Origin of the sequence: Hallella multisaccharivorax DSM 17128 (assembly GCF_000218235.1) — a bacterium.
Classification (GTDB): Bacteria; Bacteroidota; Bacteroidia; order Bacteroidales; family Bacteroidaceae; genus Prevotella; species Prevotella multisaccharivorax.
The window spans coordinates 939,144-965,829 of the sequence record NZ_GL945017.1 but is presented as its reverse complement, the minus strand read 5'-3'; the positions used below and the strand labels follow the sequence as shown (position 1 = coordinate 965,829).

Below are 26,686 nucleotides of genomic sequence, written 5' to 3'. Positions count from 1 at the left end.
TTCAGTAAAAGACACGGCTTCGATAAACAATTGTACGACGTTCGATAAACAATTGTACGGCGTTCGATAAACAATCGGTCAGCGTACGACAAACGATCGGCTGACGTACGATGGAAAAGGTAAGCCCTACCGTTTCTTAGCCTCTCTATACTCAGCCGGCCTCACTCCAAACTGCTTCACGAAACACTTGGTAAAATAAGAGGCACTGTTGAAACCGACCAGGAAACTGATCTCTGATACGGAATATTTATCATCAAGGAGCATCTGCGCAGCTTTCCTAAGACGTATCACCTGTATCATCTCATTAGGTGTCGTGTCGGTGAGCGACTTTATCTTTGCAAACAAGCCCGAGCGGCTCAGTCCCAGTTGCTGCGCCACGAAGTTGACATTCAATGCCGGATTATTGACGTTGTTCTCAATGATCTTCTCCATATTAGTCAGAAGACTACTGTCGAGTGCATTACCTGCGATATTTGCAATCGGCTCTTCTGGCGATCCTGCAAACTCTTCCATCAGTTGCTTCCGTCTTGCCGTCAAATTTCGGACACAGGCATCAAGATAGCGTATGGAGAACGGTTTCCCAATGAAGGCATCAGCTCCGATGTCCATACCCTTCACCTTACTGTCGTCATCCGTCTTAGCCGTGAGCATGATAAAGGGGATGTGACTGGTTTTCGGGTTCTGCCTTATTTTCTTGCAGAGCTCCTCACCGTCCATGTTAGGCATCATCCAGTCGCTGATAATCAATGAGACATCGTATTTATTGAGTAACCGAAGAGCCACCACGCCATCCTCCGCCGTCAGCACCTGACAACGGTTCATGAAGTTATGTTTCAGATATAAGAGCATATCTTCATTATCCTCAACGATAAGGACGGTCTGCTTGGCAATGACATCCTCAGAGACAGATGCCTCAACATTTTGCATATCATCCACCACCTCAGGCTCTGACTTTTCCTCCGTACTTACGCCCGGTTGGGAAGTGGGGAGTGTTACACAGAAAAGAGAGCCTTCTCCGACCTGCGACATCACCTCTACTGTGCCTCGATGCGCCGCCACAAGACTGGATACGATACTAAGTCCGATACCCGTTCCCGGCTTGTTGTCTTTTGCTTGATAGAAAGGATTAAAGATACGCTGCTGCTCCTCTGAACTGATTCCGCAACCATTATCTTCAACCTCAATGACAAACTTATCCTGTCCTATCCGACACGAGAGACGTACCCAGTCTTTTGTATACTTTGTGGCATTGGTCATGAGGTTACTGATAATCTTCGTCAGCCCTTCAGCATCGACAGCTGCGACGAAGTCCTCTTCCGGATATTCCACTTGAAGCGTTGCCCCATTCTGCTTAAGTGTCGGTTCAAAGCGCTCAGCCACCGCCTTCATGACGTCTTTGATATGGCAAAGTGTGAACTTCACCTTCAGTTCCTTTTGCTGAACCTTGTTGAAGTCGAGCAACTGATTGACAAGTCCTAAAAGCCGTTGTGCATTGCGGTCAATGACATCGAGTGTAGACGCCACAGCAACATTATCACCTACTGTGCGTCCTATCTTCTGCCACTTGTTCTTGAGCGTTTCCAATGGTCCGATGATGAGCGAGACCGGTGTACGTATCTCATGGGCAATCATCGTAAAGAAGTGCAACTGTGCATCGCGCATCTCTTTTTCCTTATGCTCATTCATCTCTTTCAGTTTGCGCTGATGCAATCTCTCGGCCCTTTGCAACCGCATGTGCACATAAAAGTAGATGACGGCAAAGAAAGCCAACAGATAGAACAGTTTAGCCGGGAGCGACCAATAGAATGGCGGATGAATCACAATCCGCAACGTTGCTTCCTTTGAAGACCACAGACCATCATTGTTTGAAGCCTTCACACGGAACGTGTATTCTCCAGGCGGGATATTGGTGTAGACTGCCTTATGTTCAGAGCCAACGTATATCCAGTCCTTATCAAATCCTTCCAAACGGTAGGCATACTGATTTTTCTCCGGAGAAACATAACTCAGCGCAGCAAAATGAATGGTGAACATATTGTCTTTGTGGGATAAACTGACATGATCGACATAGTCCAATGCTTCCGGAAGCTTGTTGGAGCCCGCTTTTACATCTTTGTTATAGAGTTCCAACGCTGTAATAAACACATTAGGGATGCATCCATTTTCCTTTATCTGATAAGGATAGAACATGCTGACGCCATTGACCGAGCCAAGCCAGATGCTGCCGTCAGCCGACATCATCATAGCATTGCTCTGGAAAGGCCCTGACAACAGGCCATCCTCACGGTTGAAGACATGAAGTCTGCCATCCGGCAGGATATGAACAAGTCCTGTAGAAGAAGACAGCCATAACTCGCCTTGGCTGATGACAAGTCCTGTAAAGACAGCCGAATCCGTCTTTACAGGTATGCGCCTGAATCGGTCAGCCTTAGGATCATACATACACAGTCCATCATCCGTAGCAATATAGAGATTGCCATTAGAATCCTCACGGATGGCATTCACGAAGTTGTTACATAACGAGGAAAAAGCCGAAGACACCAGATAATGCTTCCATTTTCCGTTTCTCCCGAGTTTCCATAACCCATCGCCCTGCGTAGCAAACCACACATTGCCGCTTCTGTCTTCTTCGATGTCAATGACTGTACCACCCGTAGGCCGCACGATAGAGAACTTATCCGCGACTTTATTATACAGACTGATACAGGTCATCGTACCCGCCCATAGATTTCCTTGACGGTCTCGGAGGAGAGAATAGCAACTGGACGATGTGCCACTTTTATCCACGACATAGGTTTTTAGGACACCTGTCTGCCTGTTCAATCTGATCAGACCGCGGCCGTAAGACCCGACCCAAAGTGTATTGCCCTCAGCCAATAATCCGTGGACATTATAGGTGGCAAGCGCTGCCTTACCCGGGAAATCAACAAATGTTTTAAGCCGTGGGGCAAAACAGTTTAAGCCTCCGTCATCCGTCGCAATCCATATATGGTGATCGTCATCCTCGCAGAATCGCCCTACAACATTACCATGGAGCCCATTATCACTTGTAAGTGTCAGGAAGCGATTGTCCATCGGTGAATAGTAGTTGACGCCACCATAGAAGGTACCGAACCAGCAGCCGCCCTCTCTGTCACGTACTATACTATAGACAAACCGACCCGCAGCGCCTGGGATATTGAAAGCATTGCTGATCATCGACCACTGATTATCGCGAAGGTCATATTGCATCACGCCCTCGTCGCAGCCCAACCAGTATTCATCCGGCGAGGCCCGATAAATAGTATGGATATGAGTACCCAAACCAGTCAACAAAGGATTTGTCAACTGACGCGTTGTTCCATCAGGAGAAACAAGGAAAAGGCCTTCTTTCCAAGACCCCACCAACATTTGTCCATCTTGGGCCTCAGCCATACACATCCCGTCAAACGCATCTTGTCCTTTGAGACGAAACAACTCAAAGGATCCTCTTGCACGGTTCAACCTGTAAAGCCCCTGCTTGCGAGCCATCAGCCAGACCTGATTCCCACCGTCAATAAACACAGAGACCAGGGAGATACCTTTCTTGAAATTGTAATGTTCACATCCTCTAAGATCTTTGCGCACACAAAAGACTCCATCATTCAAGGTCGCCACCCAGATGTTTCCATCAGCATCGATATCGAACACCATGACATGGCCACGGACCATCGGATGAAGCGTACGAAACTGTTCCGTACGAGCATTCAAAAGAAAAGCGCCATGGGATGTACCAACCACCAGACCATACTTCGAGACAGCCAGCGTTCCTACATATTGGTCGTTCTGCACTTGAGGTATCCTTAATGGTCTAATACTATAACCATCGTACCGGCAGAGTCCATTGTCGGTTCCAAACCAAATAAAGCCTTCTTTGTCCTGCACGACAGAGCGCACGGTGTTGGAAGGCAGTCCGTTCTCCATACTGATATTACGGACTGCCATTCGTTGGGCAAAGCTGCAAACCGGCAGGAGCAGCAAAAGAAGAGCGGCTAAGATTCTATTCATCTCTTACTTTCCGCTATTGGATAGATCGACATCCAAAGGCATGATATCGTTAGTTTTCCTCTTGCAAACTTACTGTTTTTTATCCGAAAACAAGCTGTTTTCGATGAAGAAATCACTTATTTCTTGGATAATCTCACCATCAACACGCCATGAGCGGGAATGACAGCCTTCGTGCGTTCTGCCGTTGTGCCTATTTCTTTATGCTTCCACAAGTCTCTGATGGCATAAGTGTACTGGTGCATATCCACTTCATTGGCAAAGTAAATGGTGTTTGCATGCCAGTTGTAGTCGAGCTTCCACGGTGTCTCCTCACGGTTCATGAAGCAGACGGCAAGCTCGCCACCTTTTAATGGCTTTGCCCAAATCTCATGGCTTCTCTCTCACATTGTACCCGAACTTAATCACTTATTCAACGATAAAGTTGACATTGATCGTAACCGTATAGACCTTTCCGTCTTTCATATACTGAAGCTCAAGAACCTCCGGGTAAGTCTCACCTGACTTTATCGCACCGGGCATAAAGCCGACCTCCAACTCATTGATGCTGTTGAATTTCGTATAAGTACGGGCTTTGTCGCCCCAGTTCTGTTGCTTACCCGTGGCATCGCACCAGAATCCGGCATACTGTCCGCCGCAGTTGTCCGTTGTGGCCACCGACCCATCGGGTTGCTTGAGCTGCATGCGGATTTTTCCTTCCGTGAGATCAGCAGTACTCTTAACAAGGTCTTTGGCGATATCATCCGGCATCAGACAGAATGCATAAGGGATGGCGGCATTGTCGACATAAGCCAGATTATATTTGGCAAACTCATAGCCAGAGCTTGCATTGCCATGAACATTGATGGTAACCGTGGCATTCGACGGCTTCGCATTGGGATCAATGTTGATATCCACGACTTCAACATACTTGTTGACATCGGCACCTTTCAACGTAATAGTGTAAGGCCACTGCTCGTCCTTGCTCTCGTCTGTGTTCCACGGGCAACGATCATACTGTCCGGGTGCAGCCTGGATAACAAAGTAGAGCTCTGATGCTCTTTCCGGCACTGTGTATTCAGCAGAGCCCTTGTCGCCAGCGCCGGCCGTACCGCCATACCACATGGTGGAATAGACGGGCTTGCCATTGACGACAGCCACATATCCACAGCGATAGTTAGAGGTCTTGTTCTCCTGCTGGTTATAGGTCTTTGTTGTACCCACGACCTTACTGTCACCATCAAGAATCTCACCCTTATCGCCTTTGACAAGCGCGCTTCCCGGCTCAAGAGCCTCTACGTTAATAGACACGGTCTTGCCTGGCGTAAAATCTTTCAGACGAATGATATTGAAGCCTGTCGTTCCAGGGCAGGAAGCATATCCGACCTGATATTTCTGGTCGCCTACCTTATAGAGATCTGTATTGTAGTTACCTTTCAAATTGTCGGGGACGACAACATCTTCGCTGGTGTTATGTGCAAACTTGAGATCATAGTAGACCATGTGCGAGGCATAATAATAAAGATCAGAATAGAGCTGGTTCTGGTCATTGTTACAGAACAGACGCTGATAGGTCTGCAAGGGATCTTCCGGATACTCACTCTCCTGCCAGATACGACCATAAGCATCAATGCCATACTTCTCCACAAAGACATGCTGCAGGAAATAGCTGCTATATCGCATGAACTGATGGTTGAAATGACGATGATAATTCTTCTTCCATCCATCAATCTCATAGTTAAACATCTCCTGAGGATAGTCGAGATGCGCCTGCCACTGTGCACACTGCTCCCAATAAGCACAGCCTCCAGCACCATTCTCACCAAAGCCATAACAGTAACCATGATGCATATCGTCGGCAGCTCCCTGCTTGTTAATCTTGTCAGCATAAACCTGGTACTGGAACGAGTGACCTATCTCATGAGCGATTGTTGAGCCCACGGGCTGACAGGTTGAAGGATTGACCCACAGCGCACCAATCTTGTTGTCATAACCGGAGCCGGTAGCGAGCCACTCGTCCTGATAGATGAGATAGATCTGCATTTTATAGTCGTCAAGCATCGACTTGCCTTGACCGAGGGTCGACATCTTCAGCATGTTGACATTGGTGTTGAAGAATTGCTCTGCCTTATTAAGCAGATCATCCACATCGACACGCATCTTGGCCGGTACTTTATCTCCGTTAGGATCATCGCCAAACTCAGGTGACCAGAATACGAAGAAGTGTTGGCTCTGCTTCATACGATGCCAGCTATAATAAGAGTCTTGGCGAAGCATGTAATCGGCTCCATTCTCAAAGTGAGGATTACCGGAAGAAGGACAGATATACTTGTTATAGTCAGGGATATCAGAAGGATTGAGCTTCACCACCTTATAGTTCTGACCTATCGTAATACTTTGAGCATTACCTTTCTCCGTTGTGATGGTCAGCGTAGCCTTTCTCGAGTTGGTCAGACTCTCGTTTTCATCCAAGTGGACGACAATTACTGTGTCGTTGACAGAGCCTGTATCCTTAGGCAAGGTAGCCCATCCCGTGCCGGCCACTGAATCGGTTGTGATCGTTGCTTTCCAGTTCTGATCACTCTTGAAAGGAATAGACAGATCCTGTGCGTTGGCCTCAACGTTATAATCGGAGGAGCCAAAGGCAACTGTTCCTTTGTATCGAGGATCATAGTCGGGCAAAGACACCGACATGTCGTCTTCGGCACAACCCGCCATGAAAGGCACAGAAGCACCCAGCATGAGCAGAGCCGCAAAGACATGTACATATTTTCTGATGTTTAGTTTCATGTTTCGATGATTTTAGAGGTAGATGTACATTTCTGCACATCTACCAGATTGTTAGTATGTGACTTTACTCGAACGTTATTGTGAAGTTTATCGTCAGCGTCTTATCGCCCTTCGACTGCTTCAGAACGACAGAGAGCGGAAGCACTGTGCCGGAAGCCGGAGCTGAGTTGCTGAGACGGCCGATGTTGAAACCACCTCCATTCTCGTAATAGTCCTTCTTTTCATCGTCATAGATGAACGGCTCCATGAAGAGTGCGAAGTCGTCTTTTCCCCAATTGACAATCTGAATCTTCTGATTGAGCCAGTAGCCTGCGCCATTGGCTGTATACTTACCCGGGCCACCAAGAAGAGCGCCGGTAGAGCTCATGATATACACATCGTAGACCGCATTCTCAGTATCAAGCCCCTTCGCAATGTTGTAAAGGTTGGTCTCGCCAAAGGCGAATTCGATGTTCTTTGCTATTGAACTGAAATTGAACGGCGCAACTGCATAGTCGCCCTTAGGCACTGTGATAGGTACATCCACCACACTGGCATCGGTGACATTGACGAGTGTCTGACAACGGAAGTTTATCGGGAAACTGGATTCTTCTGTCTTTACGAAGCCACAGGTGACGGGAATGATACCAGCTGCAGCCTTGTCGGTCAGCGTCAGTCTCAGTTGCTTATCATCTGGGGTAAACTGCATCTTGATAGCTGCCAGCGAGTCGGTTGTAACGATGCCGTTGGCAGAAAGCAGCCACGTGTTATCGCCGCCATTGGCAGGTGTTTTGTCCCATACACGACGATTGGGGTTGATCGGATAGAAACGGACGGAACCATTGCTGAGTCCGCTGATGGCCTCGTCAAGGCTCATTCCGAGCTGTTTCTGTATGTTGTCGGCGTAGCCAGTAAGATCGACGGTGACAACTTGAGTGCCAGCCTCAGCCTGTGCCATCTTCACACTTGCCATGGACATATTCTCGTCGGAGCCCTTCAGAGGCACATTCTCCTGATCGCTATAGACATGTGGGGAACTGGCATCCTCATAGTCATCGCTGCAAGAAGACAAGGTTCCTACAGCAAGAACCGCCATCATTGCGAATAAAAATATCTTTTTCATAAATATCTATCTTATTATTGAATAGCAATCGATTTATTATTTCCTTCACTGATGGTCACGGATTAGTTATACCCAGCGTTCTGCTTCAGCTTGGTGTTTGCCTGGAGATTATCCTTCAGAATAGGGAAGATATCAAGGTGATGGTCCTGCGCATTGGTGTTAGCACTCTTACCGAACCATGACTTGCCATTGAAGACATTGCATCCGTTGTTCATCTTAAAGCGGATGAGATCCTGACGACGATGATGCTCATAGACGAACTCCCATGCAAGGTCATCGAGAAGTCCGCCGAACTGGATATCGCTTCCACCCTCATGAGTTTCAACCTTCTGCATGTTCTTCAGTTCACCTGTCTCCTTGTCGTATTCTCCTTGCGTCTCCCGCAGTCCATAGTCATAGACACTGGGGCCCTTCAACTGTTCCACAGTGCGAATAGCTTTTTCAGGATGATCCTTGAAGTCACGCTTACGGCACATTGTGATGATGTCGGCAGCTGTCTGCTCGGTCTCACCATTGTATCCGCCAAGACGCAGCAGGCACTCTGCCTTGATAAAATAAGCATCAGTGAGGCGGAAGAACGGTACGTCATCATCATTGACACTGTTCTCACCCGACTGTATCTCGTACTTCTTCAGACGCGCGCCCTGCATGGAAGCAGCACCTGGCTTCTCGATGGCATAGACATCAACAGTATAATTGAGTGCCTTGCCGTTGATATAAATCTGCTTGCCATCCTTGATACTCTTCTGCGGTCCCCAGACCCAACAGTCGGTCTTTCGTGTATCGTCGGCATCATAAGTGGCGAAAAACTGAGGGATGCATGCTGAGCCATTCCATCCATCACGCTTCGTGCCAAAGATATCCTGTGAGCCGGAGAGGAACCATTTACTATAGTAGTTTGTCCCCATTCCTGCATACTTACTGTCATAAACAAGCGCGAAGATTGTCTCCTTACTGCTACTGACGCCTCCTACTTTAGCTTTGAAAGGAGTGAGATAGTCGTCATCGAGCTGATAGACACCGCCGTCGATGACCTCGTTAACCTCTTTGTAAGCTTTCTCGTAGAAAGTCTTATCCTCCGGTTTCGTCGGGAACCAGGCGTTGCGGTTAAGATACATCTTAGCAAGAACCATGCAGGCCGTCCAGTAGTTCATCTGTCCGAGTTCATTGGTCTTCGGCAGGAACGGCTTTGCCTCATTGAGCTCGTTGACAATGAAATCATAGGTTGAGTCAGGAGCTACCTGTGAAGGCATGTAGCCACTTGGCACCTTCAGCGTAGTCTGCACGGGGATGTTGCGCCAGAGGTCGAAGAGAACATAATAGAAAAGAGCACGATAGGCACGGAGCTCTGCCTTACTCTCATCATTGGAAGAGATGTTCGCATCGTCGAGGAGCTGGTTACAGGTTGTGATACCCTGATAGCATGACATCCACGGACGATAGAGATGGTTGATCGTACTATTGAACTCGTGCTTATGCAGTGACACGTATTGTGCACCCCATCCGGAGGTCTCATAGCGGAAAGGAGTCATGATCAGGTCGCAGCACTCTTCGCTGATATCCTGATAACTCTCCCAGCCATTGTACATATCACGCAGACGGTCATAGATGACACCATACTGCGCTTGTATCTGATCCTTCGTGAACGTGGTATTGCCCGGCAGCTCACTGTACACGGTCTCTGTAAGATCGGTACAGCTCGTCATCGACACTGCGCCCAACGCTATGACTGCAGCAATAATACTGCCTTTGATTATATTTCGTTTCATGATAGTAATGCTTTAGAATGTTACGTTGACGCCCAAGGTGAAAGTACGAACCGTAGGATATTTATCACGGTCGTCGACACCAGCATAGAAGAAGTTATCACTTCCCAGTTCTGGGTCCATGCCCTTATATCTGGTGATGGTGAACACATTATAGACAGTACCATAAGCGCGCAGGCTCTTGATATACTTGTTTGCCTCAGGAGTCCATGTGTAGCCAAGTTCCAGCGTAGAGAGCTTGAAGTAGTCGCCATCCTCTATATACCAACTGGTCACGACCTGTGACTGTGCACCGGAGAGAGGGCGAATGCCACCGATAGCATCGTTGGCAGACTTCAGTTTGTTGTAAGCATGAGCATTGTTCTCATAGAAAGCACGCTGTTGGTTGATGATCTTGAACCCGAACTGTCCGTTACATTGCAACTGCAGATCCCAGCCTTTGTAGCGGAAAGTATTGTTCCATGCCATCGTGACCGAAGGAATACCGTTGCCCATGTACTCGTACCAGTTGTCATAATCGTTGCGCATATCTTGATAGAAGTCGGCTGTCTGCCCGGTCTTAGGATTGCGGATGATGAAGAGACCATTCTTTTCGTCGACACCGACAGCACGAAGACTCCAGATTTGTCCAAGCGCCTCGTCTACTGCCACACGATGGGTATATTGTGAGATAGGATCGCCGATGCCCTGCAACCACTGTACGTTATCGGTCTGATAGAGGTCATTGGACAAGCTAAGCAACTTATTACTATTATGCTGTAAGATCACCTGAGAGTTCCATTCGAAATCTTTAGTTCTAATAGGAGTTCCCTGAACCATGATCTCTATACCCTGGTTGCGCATCTGGCCGACGTTGGCCCATGTGTGATCGTAGAGGTTTGGCGGAGAAGGAACGGCATATTGATACAACATATCAGAAGTCTTCTTATTGTAATAGTCGAAGCTGCCACTCAGACAATCATCGAAGAGGCTCCAGTCAAGGCCGATATTGAACTCGCTCGCTGTCTCCCACTTCAGGTCAGGATTAGAGTTGTTGACGGCTTTCAAGCCTTTGTGCCAGGAACCATTACGATAATAGTTACCACCCGAGTAGGTATAGCGTAGCATAGAGAGATAAGACTCGCCCGGAATGACACCTGTCTTACCCCAACCTGCACGAAGTTTTAAGTTGCTCAACCAATCCTTGGTGGACTTCATGAAACTCTCGTTCATGATGTTCCAGCCGAGAGAGACAGAAGGGAAGGCGCCCCACTTGTGGTTATCACCGAACTTTGAGCTGCCTTCATATCGCAAGCTGGCAAGGATGTTGTAGCGGTCGGCATAGCCGTAACTCACACGGCCGAAGAAGCCAATGAGTTTGCTGGAGACCTTCGATGAAGACATGTTGGCCTTACCATCGGTGAGGTGCGTACCGGCACTCATGTTGAAGTATTGGAAGTAGTCGTCCGGGAAGTTACGGTTGGTCATTGAAGCATCATCATAAGTTTCGTCGGAATAGCTGTAACCGACAAGTCCCTCAAAGCGGTGCTTCTTTGCCCAGTTAGCCATATATTTAGAGGTAAGCTCCAGATAGTTGGATTCATCCGTGTAACTTGACTGAGTAGCAACACCAGAATAGGTACCTTTCTGATTAATACCGTTCATGGAGTGATTGCTTGTGTAATAGTAACCACCGCGATTGATAGCCTGGTCACGTGAGAGCATGAGATTGGTTTGCCAGCCTTTGATCGGCTCAAAAGTTATATTACCCGTGAACTTCACGCTCTGAGTTTTATTCTCACCCGATTGCTCTTTCTGTAATGATACGGGATTCCAATATTGCAGGAGCTGTCCCTCATTATAGGAGCCGTCGCTGTTCCAGATTGGCGATGTCGGGTTGCGGATGACAGCCTGCCGATAGATGGTCGTAGCATCACTGACATCATATTTATACTGCTCGGCATTCACCTTGATGTTGATCTTCAGCATGTCGTCAAACATCCAGTGACTCATGTCGAAGTTAGCACTCAACGACTCGTTACCCGTTTTCTTCATCACACCTTCTGCATTGCGGTAAGTGAAGTTACCAAAGTAAGAGGTCTTGGCATTGCCACCACTTACGGAGATGCTATGGTTATGGGTTACGGCAGTACGACTAACGGCCTTGAGCCAATCGGTATCGTAGCCTTCATCATTGAAGTTCGTTTTTCCGGAGCGTACATCTGAGGCATCCATGAAGTCAGCCTTCTTTGCCCAGCCGGAAAAGGATATATAGCCATTATAAGTTACTTGTGTCTTCTGCTCGCGCTGACCTGTCTTGGTCGTGATGATAATGACACCACCCGCACCACGCGTACCGTAGATAGCAGCTGCGGAAGCATCCTTCAGCACATCAATAGAAGCGATATCCTCTGGAGGAACACTGCTCAGCGAGCCTGGCACACCATCGACAAGAATAAGAGGAGCCGCATTGCCTGAGACGGTGGTGATACCACGCAGACTGATCTGAGTGGTCTGTCCTGGGTCACCTGACGGGCGCGTGACCGTAAGGCCGGCAACTTTACCTTTGATAAGGTCTCCTGCATTATTGAAGCTTCCAGCATTGAAATCCTCCGGCTTAACACTGACGACAGCGGAAGTGACATCCGCTTTCTTCTGTGTACCATAACCGATTACCACAATCTCGTTGAGTGACTTGAGATCTTCCGAGAGCGTGATGTCTCCGCCCTTAGAGTCTTGTGAGATAAAACCGACGTAGGAAATGGAGATGGTAGAGCCACGCCTGACGTTGAGAGAATAATGACCATTCAGGTCAGTAATGGTTCCATTCTTTGTGTTGCCCTTTTCAACAACAGTCGCACCAATAATAGGTTCACCTTTAGCATCTTTTACCACACCTCTTACTGTGACTGTGCTCTGCTGTACCGCCTTTTCTGACGATAATCCAGCATTTCCAGCCATAGCAGGCAATGTGCCCCCTGCTGAGAGGAGCAAACACGTCAAGGCTTTGACATAGACGGTACTATGTAAGAAGCCGAATGGTTGTTGTGCCTGTTTCATACTTTTATATTTTAAGGTTTATAATCCGTTTCGTATGTGCAAAATTGATAAAAATTATCACTCGCACCTACAAAAATCGTGTATTTGAATGAAAATATCGTCCAAATGGACGATATTCCCCTATCTATCATTGTCCGATGGCAGTCTTGAGTCTTTTCACGGCATTATTGATCATATCCTTCGTGCCGCTGCCATCCGTGACATAACGCATCACCATCTTGCCATAAGCTACAGCATCCTTGAGTGCTCTCGATGAGGAGTCATCCGGCGTGCCAGCACGACGGAGTACGGCTGAGAGCGGTTGCAGGTCCTCCATCTCTGCGAGATTGCTGGGGCGCATGGTGTTGATGGCTTTGTTAAGAGAAGCAGCCACCGTTTCCACCTCATTTGCAGAAACGTTTTTCTTTCCTTTCTTGACCACACTCTGTGCATCGGTCATTGCCTGTTGCAGACGCTCATAGCCATGGGGAGCCCACGCATTCTTCTCGGATACTCGCTCACCGGCAATGTCCAGAAGACTCTTCAGCTCGGTAAAGTCGACGACTTTAGTTTTCTTTGTTGTCGTACCACTGTCTACCAGGCGATAATAATGAGTAGAGTTCTCATTCCGATAATAGTCGGGCAAGAAAGTCATGCCGTTGATACTCAACGAGGGTGCTTTAGTATTATTGAGCACTAATGTCTTTCCTTTAGCGTTTATATCAGAGATATTTAAGGTTGCTTGTTTCCAGGTTGTGGCATTGGTTCCCGTCATACACAGTGGGCCATACATCACCACTCCTGTCCAGGCAGACTTCAGTGGTATACCATCGGCACTCGCCACCTTAGCGGGGAGCTTGTCGGCGCCATACTCGATATGCGTTGAGAACGGCATGATGATCTCTAATCGGTCGCTGACCGTCCAGTGGTGTCCGGAAATGGTCACGTAAGAGCTTGGCTGATAGTGGTGCTGCACGGGCTTACCATTGAGGAGGATCTCAAAGCCACGCGTTGCCCAGTATGGCACGCGCAGTTTCAGCGTGAAGTTACCTTCGCCTTTCGTCAAACGAATCACAGAGCGCTGCGCCGGCCATGTGCAATCTTGCTCAAGTGTGATACCCTTGTCGCGCCATTGCAACGTGGTGGGCATATAAAGGCATACCCAAAGTGTGCTGTCGTTGTGGAAATAAGCTGCTTGCTGATATTTAGTATGATTCTCAGAACCCGTGCCACCACAACAGGTCGACTGTGGTGTCTCATTGCCAAACGGCTTCGTAGCATTGAGACCGACAGCATACTGATAGGTCACCGCATAATGGTCGGGATCAAGCGAGCCGACGATCTGATTATACAATCCGCGCTCATAATAGTCCATCAACTCAGCATCATCGGGGTTGTATACATTGAGATCCTTTGTAAGTTTCAGGAGATTATAAGTGCAACAGGTCTCGTTAAGGTTGGGGTTCGCCATCGCCTCTCCTTCCTGCATACCATTCGTCGCCATAGACAGCACCTGCGTGTAAGGCTGACGGAACATCTCACCATTGCCGACGCCTCCCGTGGCATACATGTAACGTCCCTGCACAAGATGCCAGAAGTTGTCGGCTACATTATAATAATGTATATCGTGATTGCTCTTGTAGGAACGCAGTGCACCCACAATCATTGGGATGTGCTGGTTGGCATGGCGTGTACGGATATCATCGATGTTCTTAGCCAATGGCTCATAGAACTTCGGTGCGTCGAAGCACTGAGCCGCCTCAAGCAGTCGCGCCTTGTCCGTGGAATTTGACACCATCTCCGACAGACGGGAGAGACTCTCCTGCATACCGCCCACCTCGCCAGCGATGTACATATCCCACATTTCGTAGCGGTTGCCAGGCTTGGCACGCCGTTCTTCCTGCGTACCATCAGCCTTGACATACGTACGATAATGCATCCGGTTCCATACCCACAGGCCCATGTCCTTGGCTATGAGTAGCGCTTTGGCTGCAACTTCCTTGTCATCGAAGAGTGTGGCAATATCGATCAGGCCGGCAAGCTCCTTATGTATCGTATAATAAGGTGCCCACACCCAATCAGAGTTGTTGTAAGGCCGGTACATCTCTATCAGAGCACAGTGCTGGGATGGGATGGCATTGATATAACCATAGCCATATTTCTCGGGATGTTTCTTATACTCATCAAAGGCCGCCCATGTTCCTTTCATATTCTTCAGTTCACTCTCCGGCGCAAAGTCGCGCGCTTCCCAGTAGCGACCCAGAGAGTCGTTCCAAACAAAGGTCTTCTCCTGACAGGCACGGAGCTCATTGACCATCCGTGTGATGTTCTTCTTGAGGATTGCTTTCTGCTGCGGATCTTTCGTCACGGCATAAGCCTGGGCTATGGCAGACATGTAATGCCCGGAGCCATGGCCTTTGAGCTTCGTATCGGGCGAATCCCATCCGTCAGCAACCTTATAGCCTTCTGTCGACATGTTGTAAGTGTCACGGTAGTTATAAAGTTGTTGTGTCACATCCCAAGAGCAGATGGCAGCGATAGCCTCATCACGGTTGTGTGTCAGCCGGTTGTCGCCATTGATGGTCACGTCTGAAAGTGGAAAGGTTTGAGCTATCTCCTTCTTCTCTTCATTGGCAGGCATCGAAACGACCTTTATCTTTGCCGTGATGGGATAGCCATTGTCGGTAGTCTCATCACCTATTATATATCCTTTCAACTCATAGCTACTACCCATGGGGTGAATGGCGCTGTCGGCCTCAGCCTGTTCAGTAGAGAGCGGTGCATTCATCCATCTCACCTGCCGCCATTCAGAAGAACCATTCTTATAGGTCACCCACACACGATTGGGCAACTGTGGGACTTCACCTACCGGACAGTTGATCTTCACGGGTGCGACACTCTCAATGGTTTTAGCTGATGCCTGAGCAGTTAAGGTCAGAGGTGCCGCGATGGCTACAACTATGATGCGTTGAGAAATCATATTCGAGTATTTTTAGTTTTCCGACGCAAAGTTAAAGGTTTCGACCTTTTCACGCTACCACTATCCTCCAAAAGGATGAAAGAATCGTCCAAGACCTGCTAATAAGACGATTCTTTCATCTTTTTAGACGATAGTGACGTTGACACATTATTATATTGTCTACTTTTGCATTGTAAACCCATAAAACAACAAGAATCGATGATAACCTCAAAGAAACATCATAAGCTCACCGTGTTCAAAGCACTTCTACCGATGGTCTTGATTGGGGCATTCCTACCCATACAAGCTCAGATAGCGAAATACAATACTCCCGGAGACGGCAACCCCGTTTTGCCGGGCTACTTTGCTGACCCCACGGTAAAGAAGTTCGGCGACACCTATTATATATATGCCACAACAGACGGGAGCGGTGCAGGCTTTGGTCCTGCACAACTCTGGCAGAGCAAGGACTTCCGCAATTGGACGCTCATGCCGATGAACTGGCCCGACAGTCACTGGATATGGGCACCCGACGTGATGTATAACCCTCAAAACAAGAAATACTATTATCTCTATTGTCAGCCATGCAAACTCCATCTCGGCATCAGTGACACGCCGCGTGGTCCTTGGAAGAATGTCTTAGGAGAAAGTGAGGCCGTGCTCGTGCCTGACCGTTTTGTGAAGAACGCCATCACCCTCGATGGTCAGACCTTCCAGGATGATGACGGCTCGGTATATATGTATTGGGGCACATGGGGAATCTATAAAGGCTTCGGCTGTGGAGCAGGACGCCTCAACCCCGACATGAAGTTGTTCGTTGAGACAAAGCTCATTCCCAACACAGAGATAAAGAACTTCTTTGAGGCTCCCTTTGTCTTCAAGCGCAATGGCATCTATTATTTCATGTATTCCTGTGAGCACTGTGAGGATGCCAGCTATCATGTGGAATATGCTACGGCCAATCATCCACTCGGGCCCTACACATGGCATGGCACCATTCTGAAGACCAATGAAGACGGCACAGTTCACGGACCTGGACACAACAGTGTGCTGGTGGAAGAAGGCAAGTATTATATTGTCTATCACCGACACGATAACCCCCACTCTAACCGCGGCTTCCATCGGCAAGTGTGCATCGACCGTATAGAGTTCAATGCCGATGGGACCATCAAGCCTATCGTCCCTACCCATGAGGGCACCTTCCACAATACAAAGAATGTCTTAAAGTCAAAGAACCTTGCCTATGAGGCCAAGGTCACAGCGTCCAGTTATTATGACAATAACTTCCGCCCCGAATATGCTGTAGATGACAATAACGGTACGCAGTGGAAGCCCTACTATCTCGACCAACCGGCATGGCTGCAGATAGACCTCGGCAAACCTAAGACCATCCGCACGATATGGACACAATTCGAATATGGCACCCAGTTTTATCAGTATCTCATCGAAATTTCTAATGATGCTATTCATTGGAATGTGTTCTCTGACAAGCGACAGAACCGGCTCGCTGGCTCACCGATGGTAGACTTTGGCAATGCTAAAGCCCGGTACGTACGTCTCACCTATACAGGTGGAGAGAAGCGAGGATTTGGAGGCGCTATTTGGAACATCAAGATCTTTGCTGATACAGAGGCCAGTTGTCCACAACAATGGATTGGTATGACACCTGCTGACTTCAATGGCAATGAATGGAAGAACCATGAAGGCATGCTTGGTGGCAGCATGAAAATCGTTCAAGGCTCCACTCTCCGCACACAGGAAGGTGGTCGAGATGCCGTGACTCTGCAACCGGGAACCATAATGAAGATGGATTGTGCCCTTCTCGGTAACAATAGAGAGCACTCACTTTCTGCCATGGCGTATGAGAATGGTACATGGAGACAAATTCAAGAAGACAATCCGCATCTTCGTCTTAAAGAAGGTGTCTTGGAAATCGCTGCCGATGAGAAGCCTTTCACCATCTCCAATCTTCGCTATTATAACTGGGAGCAGTCTCCTGCAGAGAAGGCTTTTGATGCCGTCAGCGACATCAGACGACCCGAACCAGCCTACGACAAGGAGCAAGGATTGGTTGTCGATCTCAATGCCGACTGGTACAACGAAGATGATGCCATAGCATACCTGAAGAATGGATCTCCACAAGATACCGCTCTTAAAGGAGAGTTCGAGATTCAGAGCGATACTGCAGCCATCGTCAAAGTTATCAATGGCAAGAAAGCCTTTGCTTTCACGGGTAAGGAATGGTACCGATCCAACTTCATGTTGCCTGCCACACTCCGTGACAATGCCCCTTACACAATGGAAGCATGGATTCTGAATCCAGAGATAGCCGAGAACGAATGTGCCGCCGATTTCACCAGTTCTCACGACGAATTGGAGAAGCTGATGCTGAACAATGGCACCGAGCCGCGATGTGGCATTGTCAATCATTATGGTTGGTATGAGGATGTCGGCAATAAGGAAGAGAAGAACCTCGCCGGCCGGTGGCAACATATCTATGTTTGTTTCGACGGACGTATAGAGCGCATCTATATCAACGACAGGCTTATCTCAGAGAAGGACATCCAATTGCTTGTCAAGCCCTCTCAATTCATCCTCCTTGGTCGCAATGCTGAAGGAGCTTGGCCTTTCACCGGATACCTTCACGTTTTGAGACTTTGGGACAAATACATACCCATTGAGAATAAAGAGTGGTGAAAGTACACTCATATAGAATTGTTTTATTAACTTTGCAACAGAAAAGCATACATAAAAACTTCAATACTGTATGAAGAAAACAATCATCACACTCACGCTCGCAGTGACGGCTCTTCTTCCTGCCACCGCCCAGCAGAAGATCAAGTCGGCAGGCTATCCCATCACACCCGTACCTTTCACCTCGGTGAAGGTATGGAACAACACATTTTGGGGACAACGCTTAGAGACTTCAAGAAAAGTCACCATTCCTCTCGCATTCAGTAAATGTGAGAGCGAGGGACGATACAAGAACTTTGAGCGTGCTGCCGAGAACATGAAGCATTCGTCGGACAAATACAATGTGGCGAAGCTCATGCCTTACTCTTTCGATGACACCGATCCTTATAAGACCATCGAAGGAGCGAGCTATATCCTCCAGACTTATCCCGACAAGAAACTGCAACACTATGTAGACAGTATCATCGATATTATCGGGACTGCCCAAGAGCCGGACGGCTATCTCTACACGGCCCGCACACAAAACTATATCCACCCTCACCCATGGTCAGGACCGAAGCGCTGGAGTAAAGAGGAAGACTTGAGTCATGAACTTTATAACCTCGGTCATCTTATCGAAGGAGCCGTGGCTCACTGGCAGGCAACCGGCAGCCGCAAGCTCCTTGACATTGCTTGTCGCTATGCCGACTGCGTGTGCAAGGAAGTGGGACCTAATGCCCGACAGGCTTGCGTAGTGCCCGGACATCAGATCGCAGAGATGGCTCTCTGCAAACTTTATCTTGCTACAGGCCGCAAACGTTACCTCGATGAGGCAAAGTTCTTCCTCGACTATCGAGGCAAGACTGCGGTTCGCAACGAATATTCGCAAAGCCATGAACCCGTCCTCGAACAAGACGAGGCTGTCGGTCATGCAGTACGTGCGACATACATGTATGCAGGCATGGCAGACGTGGCAGCGCTCACCGGTGATACGGCATACATCCATGCCATCGACCGAATCTGGAACAACATTGTGTCAAAGAAGCTCTATATCACCGGCGGCATCGGCGCCACGAGCAACGGAGAGGCCTTCGGCGCCAATTACGAGTTACCCAACATGAGCGCCTACAATGAGACGTGTGCCGCTATCGGCAATGTGTATGTGAACTATCGTCTTTTCCTTCTCCACGGTGAGAGCAAATACTTCGACGTACTGGAACGTACGCTCTACAACGGCCTCATCGACGGTGTGAGCATGGACGGCGGCGGCTTCTTCTACCCCAACCCATTGGAAAGCATGGGGCAGCACCAGCGCCAGTCGTGGTTCGGCTGTGCCTGCTGTCCCAGCAATATCTGCCGTTTCCTCCCCTCGCTCCCCGGCTATGTCTATGCCGTGAAAGACCGTAATGTCTACGTCAATCTCTTCCTCAGCAACTCGTCCAGCCTCGTCGTTGGCGGTAAGAAAGTATTGCTGAACCAAGACACCCGCTATCCTTGGGACGGCGACATTACCATCAAGATCGGCGAGAACAAAGCCGGCACCTTCGGACTGAAGATCCGCATCCCTGGTTGGGTGAAAGGGCAGCCCGTACCCTCCGACCTTTATTACTACACCGACGGCAAGCTTCTCGGCTATGCCATCACCGTCAATGGCAGGAAAGCAGAGGGCACTGTCACGTCTGACGGTTACTTCACGGTGTCACGCCAGTGGAAGAGCGGCGATGTGGTTCGTGTTCACTTCGATATGGAGGTGCGCACGGTCCGTGCAAACAATCAGGTAGCAGCCGACCGCGGACAAGTGGCCATCGAGCGCGGACCCGTCGTCTATGCAGCCGAATGGCCCGACAACAAGTTCAACATCATGAACGTACTCGTCAACCAACACCCTACCTTCACCACGGGCACCATGCCTTATGCCACCTTCATCGCAGACTCACTGAAGAACAAGCTGACGCAATACCAAGGCCAGTGCATCGAGACGCTCACCACACCCGCGCAGACGCTGACCTTCGGTGAGGACGGACGGCTCGCCACAAAGGATGTGAGCCTAAAGCTCATTCCTTACTTTGCCTGGGCTCACCGTGGCAACGGCAACATGAAGGTATGGCTACCGCAGGACGTATCGGCAGCACGTCCCACCACACCCGCCACACTCGCCTCTCAAGCCAAGGTGGAGTTCTCCGTCAAGCTTGGTGCCAAGGGCAGCGTCAACGACGGGCTCGTACCGCAGAACGCCGACGACCGCACCATACCCTACTGCCACTGGTGGCCTAAGACAGGCACGACGGAATGGGTGACCTACACCTTCCCTGAGACGAAGGCTGTGCAGACGGCCACCGTCTATTGGTACGACGACCAGCCCTGGGGCGGATGCAGCGTGCCCACCTCATGGCAGATTCTCTATCAGGACGCTCAAGGCAACTGGCAACCCGTAAGCGGTGCCGACGCCTATCCAGTAAAGAGAGGCGCACCATGCATCGTCAACTTCACTCCCATCAAGACAAAAGCATTGCGACTCCAATTCCAGATGCCTGCCGACAAGTCGTGTGGCATCTTCGAGTGGAGCGTGAAATAGCAATCCCCAAAGTATAAAGACTTTTGTGAGAAACCCTTTTTATATCTTCAAGCTCAAGCAAGAGGAGCGGTGGCCAGCCTTGGCTGCCCTCCTTTATGTTGTTTTCTGGAATGTGCTGGTCATCAGCAAGTACGCTGACAAGTTCTTTGCCCTGAGTGACAACTACCGCAAGCTATTCCTCAAGTTTCAGGTCTCTGGCTTCGACCCCATCTCCTACATCGTCATCTCGCAGTGGGACACTGGCTACAACATCTACCGTCACCCGCTATTAGCCTTTTTCATGTTCATCCCCAACCAGATCAACCAGGGCCTCATGACGCTGACGGGCACTAACTGGGCCGTAGTCATCATGGCGTTGATTCTGACCTTCTGTGCCTTCTACAGCTTTGTACTGCTGGTGCGTATCTTCCGCGAGATTGTAGGGCTTCGTCGTCTCGACGCGTGGCTGCTGGGCTGGCTGACGTTCTCCTTCGGCTATGTCATCGTAGGCATAAGCGTGCCCGATCATTTCTGCCTGTCGATGTTCATACTCATCCTCACGCTTTACGTCGCCGGCCGGAAGCTGAAAGCCGGACATCCCTTTACCAAATGGCAGACCATTCTCTTCTTCATCGTCACCGCAGGCATCTCTCTCAACAACGGCATCAAGGTATTTCTCGCCAACTGGTTTGTCAATGGCCGCCGCTTCTGGCGGCCTGCTTACCTGCTGACAGCTGTCATCATCCCCTCGGCCGTGATCTGGCTCGGCGCACGCGCCGAATGGACCCACTTCGAGAAACCCAAGTACGTCGCACGCCAGGAGGCTAAGGCCAAGAAGAACCATGCGCAGCGGGAACGGATCCTTGCCGCCTTCCGCGACACCACCTCGCTACGTGATTCTGCAGCTATACAAAAGGCTTTCAGCAACATGATGAAAAAACGGATGATTGCCAAATACCATAGCGACCATCAGAAGCCCTGGAATGCACACACCGGCAAACCCATCAACAAGACCGAGTTCGGGCGGTGGACCGATATCTCCACGCCGCGCTGGACATCCATGGTGGAGAATATCTTCGGCGAACCGATACAGCTTCACGACGATCACCTGTTAGGCGATGTGCTGCGCAACCGCCCTGTCATCGTTACCTACCACCATGCCATTAACTACATTGTAGAGGCATTCGTCGTCGGGCTCTTCCTCCTCGGCATCTTCTGCGGGCGCAAATCACGCTTCCTCTGGCTGGCACTGTCGTTCTTCAGCTTCGACCTGGTAATCCATTTTCTCTTGGGCTTCGGCCTCAACGAGGTCTACATCATGTCGCCTCACTGGCTCTTTATCCTCACCATCGCGATGGCCTACGCCCTGAAACAGTGGGAGGACACACGCTGGCGCATGCCGCTACAGCTGTCAGTCACCACGCTCACCCTCTGGCTCGTGCTGTGGAATGGCCGGCTCTATGCAGGATACCTCGTGTAGACAACAGCAGATACGGACAGAAGCGGAATCGGCTTTTATGCCTCGCATCACCTACATGGCAGGGATGAGTGACCCACCTGTATCCGTAGGCCAGTATGAAGCCCGTTCTCAATAAGTGGGAAATCCTCTCTCTGTTGGAAAGTTGCTTTGTCCATGATGAAGCAAGCGTATGGACCATCTTTCAAGTCTTCAAGACTCGTGTGAGGATCCTGCAAAGTGCTTGTAAGCGGCCTCCATGTCCTGGACCACTTCCATGGTGCCAGCATAGTTGCCGTCGGCATCACGTACAGCCATATAGTTAACAAGTACATGCCTGCCGTTTTTCACCATCCAGATAGGTACCTCCTTGCGCTTTCCATTGCGGAGATCGTTGATGATGCCACGGACCATAGGCTCAATCTTCGGCGGATGGCAAGAAAAGACTTCCCTGCCGAGAGCCGAGGTAGGACGTTTGAAGAGCTTCGGTCCCTCATTGAAGAAACGGTTGATATTGTTGTTGTCCACAAACGTAATCTCTATGGGCAGTGTGTTGAGCACTGCACGCAGCTCATTCAGCGTGAAAGTGCCACCGGGCAGCACCACCTTGTCGTCAGCCATTGCCTGTCGGGTGTTTTCCATGGCATAATCGTCTCCGTCCTTCCATGTGGTGTGCGCTACGCCAAAGATCACGTCATAGTCCTTGCTGTCAAGGTAGATCTGTTTCCACTCATCGTCCTTGAAGTTAGCAGCGCAAAGCGGGAAGAGGATGTTGTTCTCCTTATAGACCATCTCTACGGCACGGTTCAGCACGTTAGCGGCACAGTTGAGCCATTCCGCTTTGTTTTCCGGCTGACGGATCAGCTTGCCGAACTCTGCCCTGATCTCGTCGTCGAGGGTCCACATCACCTGTGACGGACCGGCAATACCATATTTTTCTTTCAGCATCGGATAGAGCAGGTCTCCCTTCTTGGCATAGTGCACCGCCACCTGCGCAGCTTCGCGCACGCCGTTCACGATATGAAGGAAAGCCTCCCCTACAGCGGCTTTCTCACCATTGTTCATAGCCTGCTGCAGATCGCCGAATCGCCCTGAGATCCTGCCCACAAGAGCTTCGAGGACATCGTTCTCCTTGTAGAGGACGTTGAGCGGATGGCCTTCCATCGCTCTGAAGCCCGTTGCACGGTCGCGGTTCTCCTTAGCCTGTGCCAGGGAGTGCACTTCCTCGTGTGCGTGCTCGTCGTAATTCTCGATGCCGAAACGACTTTGGTACATACGGCGGCGGGCCGACTCTTCCACCTCTTTCTCTGCATTGGCGATCTTCTCCTCACGGGTGTTGCCATGGAAAAGGGCAGAATGGACATCGCATAGCTGTTGAACCTGCCGGAGGGGCGTGCCTTCCGCAAGCATCTCTTGCTCGGCTTCCATGATCTCAGAAGCTTCAACATCCTTAAAATTCCTCGCAAACTCAGCCCTTACCTTGTTCAGGTCCTCACCGCTGTTCAGCCGTTGCAGATAACTCTTCAGCAGTGCGCGGCGCTCGGATGGGTCTTTTGGCGCTGTCTCCCTCTCGCTGGCCTCCACGGTGTCGGCGCCGGTCACGGGTGGTGTACCTATAAGTTCGAAACCGTTCTCCTGAAGACGTGTGAGGATGTCGAGAATGTCAACGCCTTTGATCTTTGCGCCACGGGGAATAGTCATCAGTCGGCCAGCGGAGTTACGAATGGCTGAGCTTCTGATTTCCTTAAAGCCAAGGTCTGCCATGATATTGATTATTTCCGGATATTCACTTGTCAGTTCATACACGGTCTTGTTGAGGTCTATCTGTTTTGCCATCATCTTGATATAATTAAAATTTCATTTTTCCGGGTACAAAGGTAATCCATCGGAGAATTGGTTGGGAATAACAAATGTGACCGTAATCTCATATTTATTAATCTTTAACGGGCGTGATCTGATCCGCCTTTACACTGTAGACACAAAATGAGAAGACTGTCTCAATCGCCCTTTCCATCATTTTCCTTGCTGTTTGTGCAGTGATGAGGCCGCAAATCCGTAACTTTGCGGGCAGTTATGAATAATCCATTCCGCGTCTTCAAGATCAAACGGGAAGAGCGATGGCTCGCCGTCATCGCCCTTCTGTTGTTTACAGCGCTCAACGCCCTGACCGTCGGGAGCCACTGGGCCGACTATACCAAGCCTCTGCCGCATGGCGGTTCGTGGACCCTCTTCACCTCGCACTTCGAGATGTCGGGCTACGACTGCTGGTCGTGGCTGACACTCACCGAGGGCCGCGTCGACTTCAAGACTATCCGGCATCCACTTTATCTCACCATCCTCTATCCGCTCTACTGGCTCAACACCTGGCTGATGTCGCTCACTGGCATGAACCTTGCCACGCTGATGATTGCCTTGCTCATCGTGGTCAGCGCCACCTATGCCGCCGTGTTTTTCTTCCGCATTTGCCGCGAGCTGCTGTCGCTGAGCCTCAGCGACGCCTATCTGCTTACGGCACTGCTGTTCTCGTTTGGGCACGTCATGGTGCCCTGCATGGTGCCCGACCATTTTGCCATCACCCTGTGCCTGCTTCTGATGACGCTCTATATCATGGGGAAAAAGATGGAGAAAGGTAGGACAGCGGGAGCCTGGCAAGGCTTTCTTCTGGCCCTTTGCTGCGGCGGTGTGTCAGCATCCAATGTTACGAAAGTCTGGATCGCTGCACTCTTCGCCAATGGCAAACGCCTATTCCAACCGAAATTTCTATCTATAGCCATCGCCTTGCCGATAGCCGTCCTGCTGACAGTCAGACAGATACAATACTACACCATTGAGCGACCGCTCAAAGAAAAAAATGAAAAAGTGGTGAAAGCCAACAAAGAAAGGTTCAAGTCTATTACCATCAGAGAGGCGAAGAGCCAGCAATGGAAAAACCAACACGACATGAAGAAAGCCGGCGACAGCCCCCTGCTGCAGCTATTCGACTTCTCTACGCCACGTCTCGAGACACTCACCGACAACTATTTCGGTGAAGGCTTCCAGCTGCACGAAGACCATTGCTTAGAGGATGAACTGATCCACCGGCCTGAATTCATCAGCTACCATTTCTGGGGCAACTATGCCATGGAGGCGGTCATCGTGTTGCTGTTCATTGGTGGCATGGTGTTTGGCGTGCGCCACAAGCTCTATCTCCTCACCCTGTCGTGGTGGGCGCTCGACTTCACGCTCAACATCCTCCTCGGCTTTGGTATCAATGAGGTCTATATCATGACATCGGGATGGGCCTTCATCATCCCTATCGGATTGGGTTATCTCCTGAAAAGCATATCAGGTAAACGGCTGACGGCCACGAAAGCTATCGTACTGTTCACCGCGCTCTTCCTTTGGACGTGGAATCTGCGGCTGATTGTCGGCCATCTTCTTTCGCTCTGACTTCATCAATAAGACGGACAAGGCGGTCGCTCTTGCCGCTGACAATCTTCCTGCAAAACATCTTGCCGGATGCGACCAGCCTGTCGAAGTCGCCCTCGTCCAGGATTTTGATTTCGTGCGAATAGTCGATGAAGGTCAATGGGGTAAGATCCTCCAGTCGCTCCACCGTCGGGGGCGTAGGAAGTGCACGGTCACGGAAAGCCGTATTGAAGACTATGGTGTGGATAAAGGTCTCGTCAGGCCCGAAGAAATCATGGAAAAATCCTCTGTAAGCCTTATCCTTATACCAATGGCTAAGCACAGATTCTGCCAGGTCTCTGGTGATGGCCCACCACGAGGAGCCTTTGTAGACATGATACTGCTGTCCTTGGGCCATGAAACTTAAAGGCTTACGGATACCTACGGCATAGAAGATCTCACGAAGTGCCACTCTCAGCTTGCTGCCTAAACTGCCGTACCTGAAATAAAGATGGTTGAACGGCCGGTGATGACGGTACAATTGGCTCCGCTCGCCTTGTTGGTCGAGACGGATACCGTGAATGAACTCGATGCCCTGGTAGCGGCTGAAGAAGTTGAGAATATGCGCATTGCTCCACAACGGATAGTCGAGACCACTCACACTAACGAAATAATCGTAGTGGTCGGAGCTCTCCACGGCCTCCCGAAGCAGCACGATCTGACTCTCCATCTGACTGTAACTGCCCCACATCACATTGATACGCCGACGGCAGAAATGCACATTCGGCAACTGATCAATCCCTGTAAACGACGAGAGATCACTCTTGGCGTCGATGTGTACAAAGAAACCGGAGCCCGAGGGGAGGCTCAGAATCAACCTCCGCAACTGGGCAGGGTCGTTGTGCGCAGTAATGAGAAATGCCAACTTCATGTGGCAAAGGTAATGAAAAAATAACGATTGCCGAAAGGTTATATTAAT

General features: G+C 49.8%; 13 protein-coding genes. 4 read left to right on the top strand and 9 right to left on the bottom strand.

Annotated elements, in window-relative coordinates; genetic code table 11:
* Nucleotides 1-126: 126 nt before the first annotated feature.
* From PREMU_RS04385 to PREMU_RS04355, 7 genes are all read right to left on the bottom strand, one after another.
* Nucleotides 127-4,026, bottom strand: coding sequence for a hybrid sensor histidine kinase/response regulator transcription factor (locus PREMU_RS04385; protein ID WP_007573437.1), 3,900 nt, complete (start codon nt 4,024-4,026; stop codon nt 127-129).
* Between the two features lie 116 nt (nt 4,027-4,142).
* Nucleotides 4,143-4,391 (bottom strand): hypothetical protein, encoded by a 249-nt coding sequence (locus PREMU_RS04380; protein ID WP_169311326.1) that lies wholly within the window; start codon nt 4,389-4,391, stop codon nt 4,143-4,145.
* A gap of 40 nt (nt 4,392-4,431) precedes the next feature.
* A complete protein-coding gene (locus tag PREMU_RS04375; protein WP_007573436.1) occupies nt 4,432-6,792 on the bottom strand; it encodes a DUF6055 domain-containing protein in 2,361 nt (786 codons plus the stop codon).
* Between the two features lie 64 nt (nt 6,793-6,856).
* Nucleotides 6,857-7,894, bottom strand: a complete 1,038-nt coding sequence (locus tag PREMU_RS04370) for a DUF4859 domain-containing protein (protein ID WP_007573435.1) — start codon at nt 7,892-7,894, stop codon at nt 6,857-6,859.
* A gap of 62 nt (nt 7,895-7,956) precedes the next feature.
* Nucleotides 7,957-9,663 (bottom strand): RagB/SusD family nutrient uptake outer membrane protein, encoded by a 1,707-nt coding sequence (locus PREMU_RS04365; RefSeq protein WP_007573434.1) that lies wholly within the window; start codon nt 9,661-9,663, stop codon nt 7,957-7,959.
* A 12-nt stretch (nt 9,664-9,675) separates the two neighbouring features.
* Nucleotides 9,676-12,699 carry a SusC/RagA family TonB-linked outer membrane protein gene (locus PREMU_RS04360; protein ID WP_007573433.1) on the bottom strand — a complete coding sequence of 1,008 codons (3,024 nt, stop codon included), beginning with the start codon at nt 12,697-12,699 and terminating at the stop codon, nt 9,676-9,678.
* Between the two features lie 127 nt (nt 12,700-12,826).
* Complete coding sequence (locus PREMU_RS04355; RefSeq protein WP_007573432.1) at nt 12,827-15,658, bottom strand: beta-L-arabinofuranosidase domain-containing protein; 2,832 nt, start codon at nt 15,656-15,658, stop codon at nt 12,827-12,829.
* A 252-nt stretch (nt 15,659-15,910) separates the two neighbouring features.
* Here PREMU_RS04355 and PREMU_RS04350 point away from each other — a divergent pair, with 252 nt between their 5' ends.
* The 3 genes from PREMU_RS04350 to PREMU_RS04340 all read left to right on the top strand — a co-directional run bounded on the left by PREMU_RS04350 (nt 15,911) and on the right by PREMU_RS04340 (nt 22,344).
* The gene (locus tag PREMU_RS04350) at nt 15,911-18,334 is read left to right on the top strand and encodes a family 43 glycosylhydrolase (RefSeq protein WP_040558607.1); all 2,424 of its coding nucleotides are present in this window, start codon (nt 15,911-15,913) and stop codon (nt 18,332-18,334) included.
* Between the two features lie 70 nt (nt 18,335-18,404).
* On the top strand, nt 18,405-20,885 hold the full coding sequence (locus tag PREMU_RS04345) for a glycoside hydrolase family 127 protein (RefSeq protein WP_007573430.1): 2,481 nt from the start codon (nt 18,405-18,407) through the stop codon (nt 20,883-20,885).
* A gap of 25 nt (nt 20,886-20,910) precedes the next feature.
* Nucleotides 20,911-22,344, top strand: coding sequence for a DUF6080 domain-containing protein (locus PREMU_RS04340; protein ID WP_007573429.1), 1,434 nt, complete (start codon nt 20,911-20,913; stop codon nt 22,342-22,344).
* Nucleotides 22,345-22,533: 189 nt separating this feature from the next.
* Here PREMU_RS04340 and PREMU_RS04335 read toward each other — a convergent pair whose 3' ends face one another.
* Nucleotides 22,534-24,159, bottom strand: coding sequence for a DUF438 domain-containing protein (locus tag PREMU_RS04335; RefSeq protein WP_223918554.1), 1,626 nt, complete (start codon nt 24,157-24,159; stop codon nt 22,534-22,536).
* Between the two features lie 234 nt (nt 24,160-24,393).
* Here PREMU_RS04335 and PREMU_RS04330 point away from each other — a divergent pair, with 234 nt between their 5' ends.
* A complete protein-coding gene (locus tag PREMU_RS04330; RefSeq protein ID WP_007573427.1) occupies nt 24,394-25,749 on the top strand; it encodes a DUF6080 domain-containing protein in 1,356 nt (451 codons plus the stop codon).
* Here PREMU_RS04330 and PREMU_RS04325 read toward each other — a convergent pair.
* A complete protein-coding gene (locus PREMU_RS04325; protein ID WP_007573426.1) occupies nt 25,685-26,638 on the bottom strand; it encodes a beta-1,6-N-acetylglucosaminyltransferase in 954 nt (317 codons plus the stop codon). The genes PREMU_RS04330 and PREMU_RS04325 overlap by 65 nt on opposite strands.
* Nucleotides 26,639-26,686: the final 48 nt, after the last annotated feature.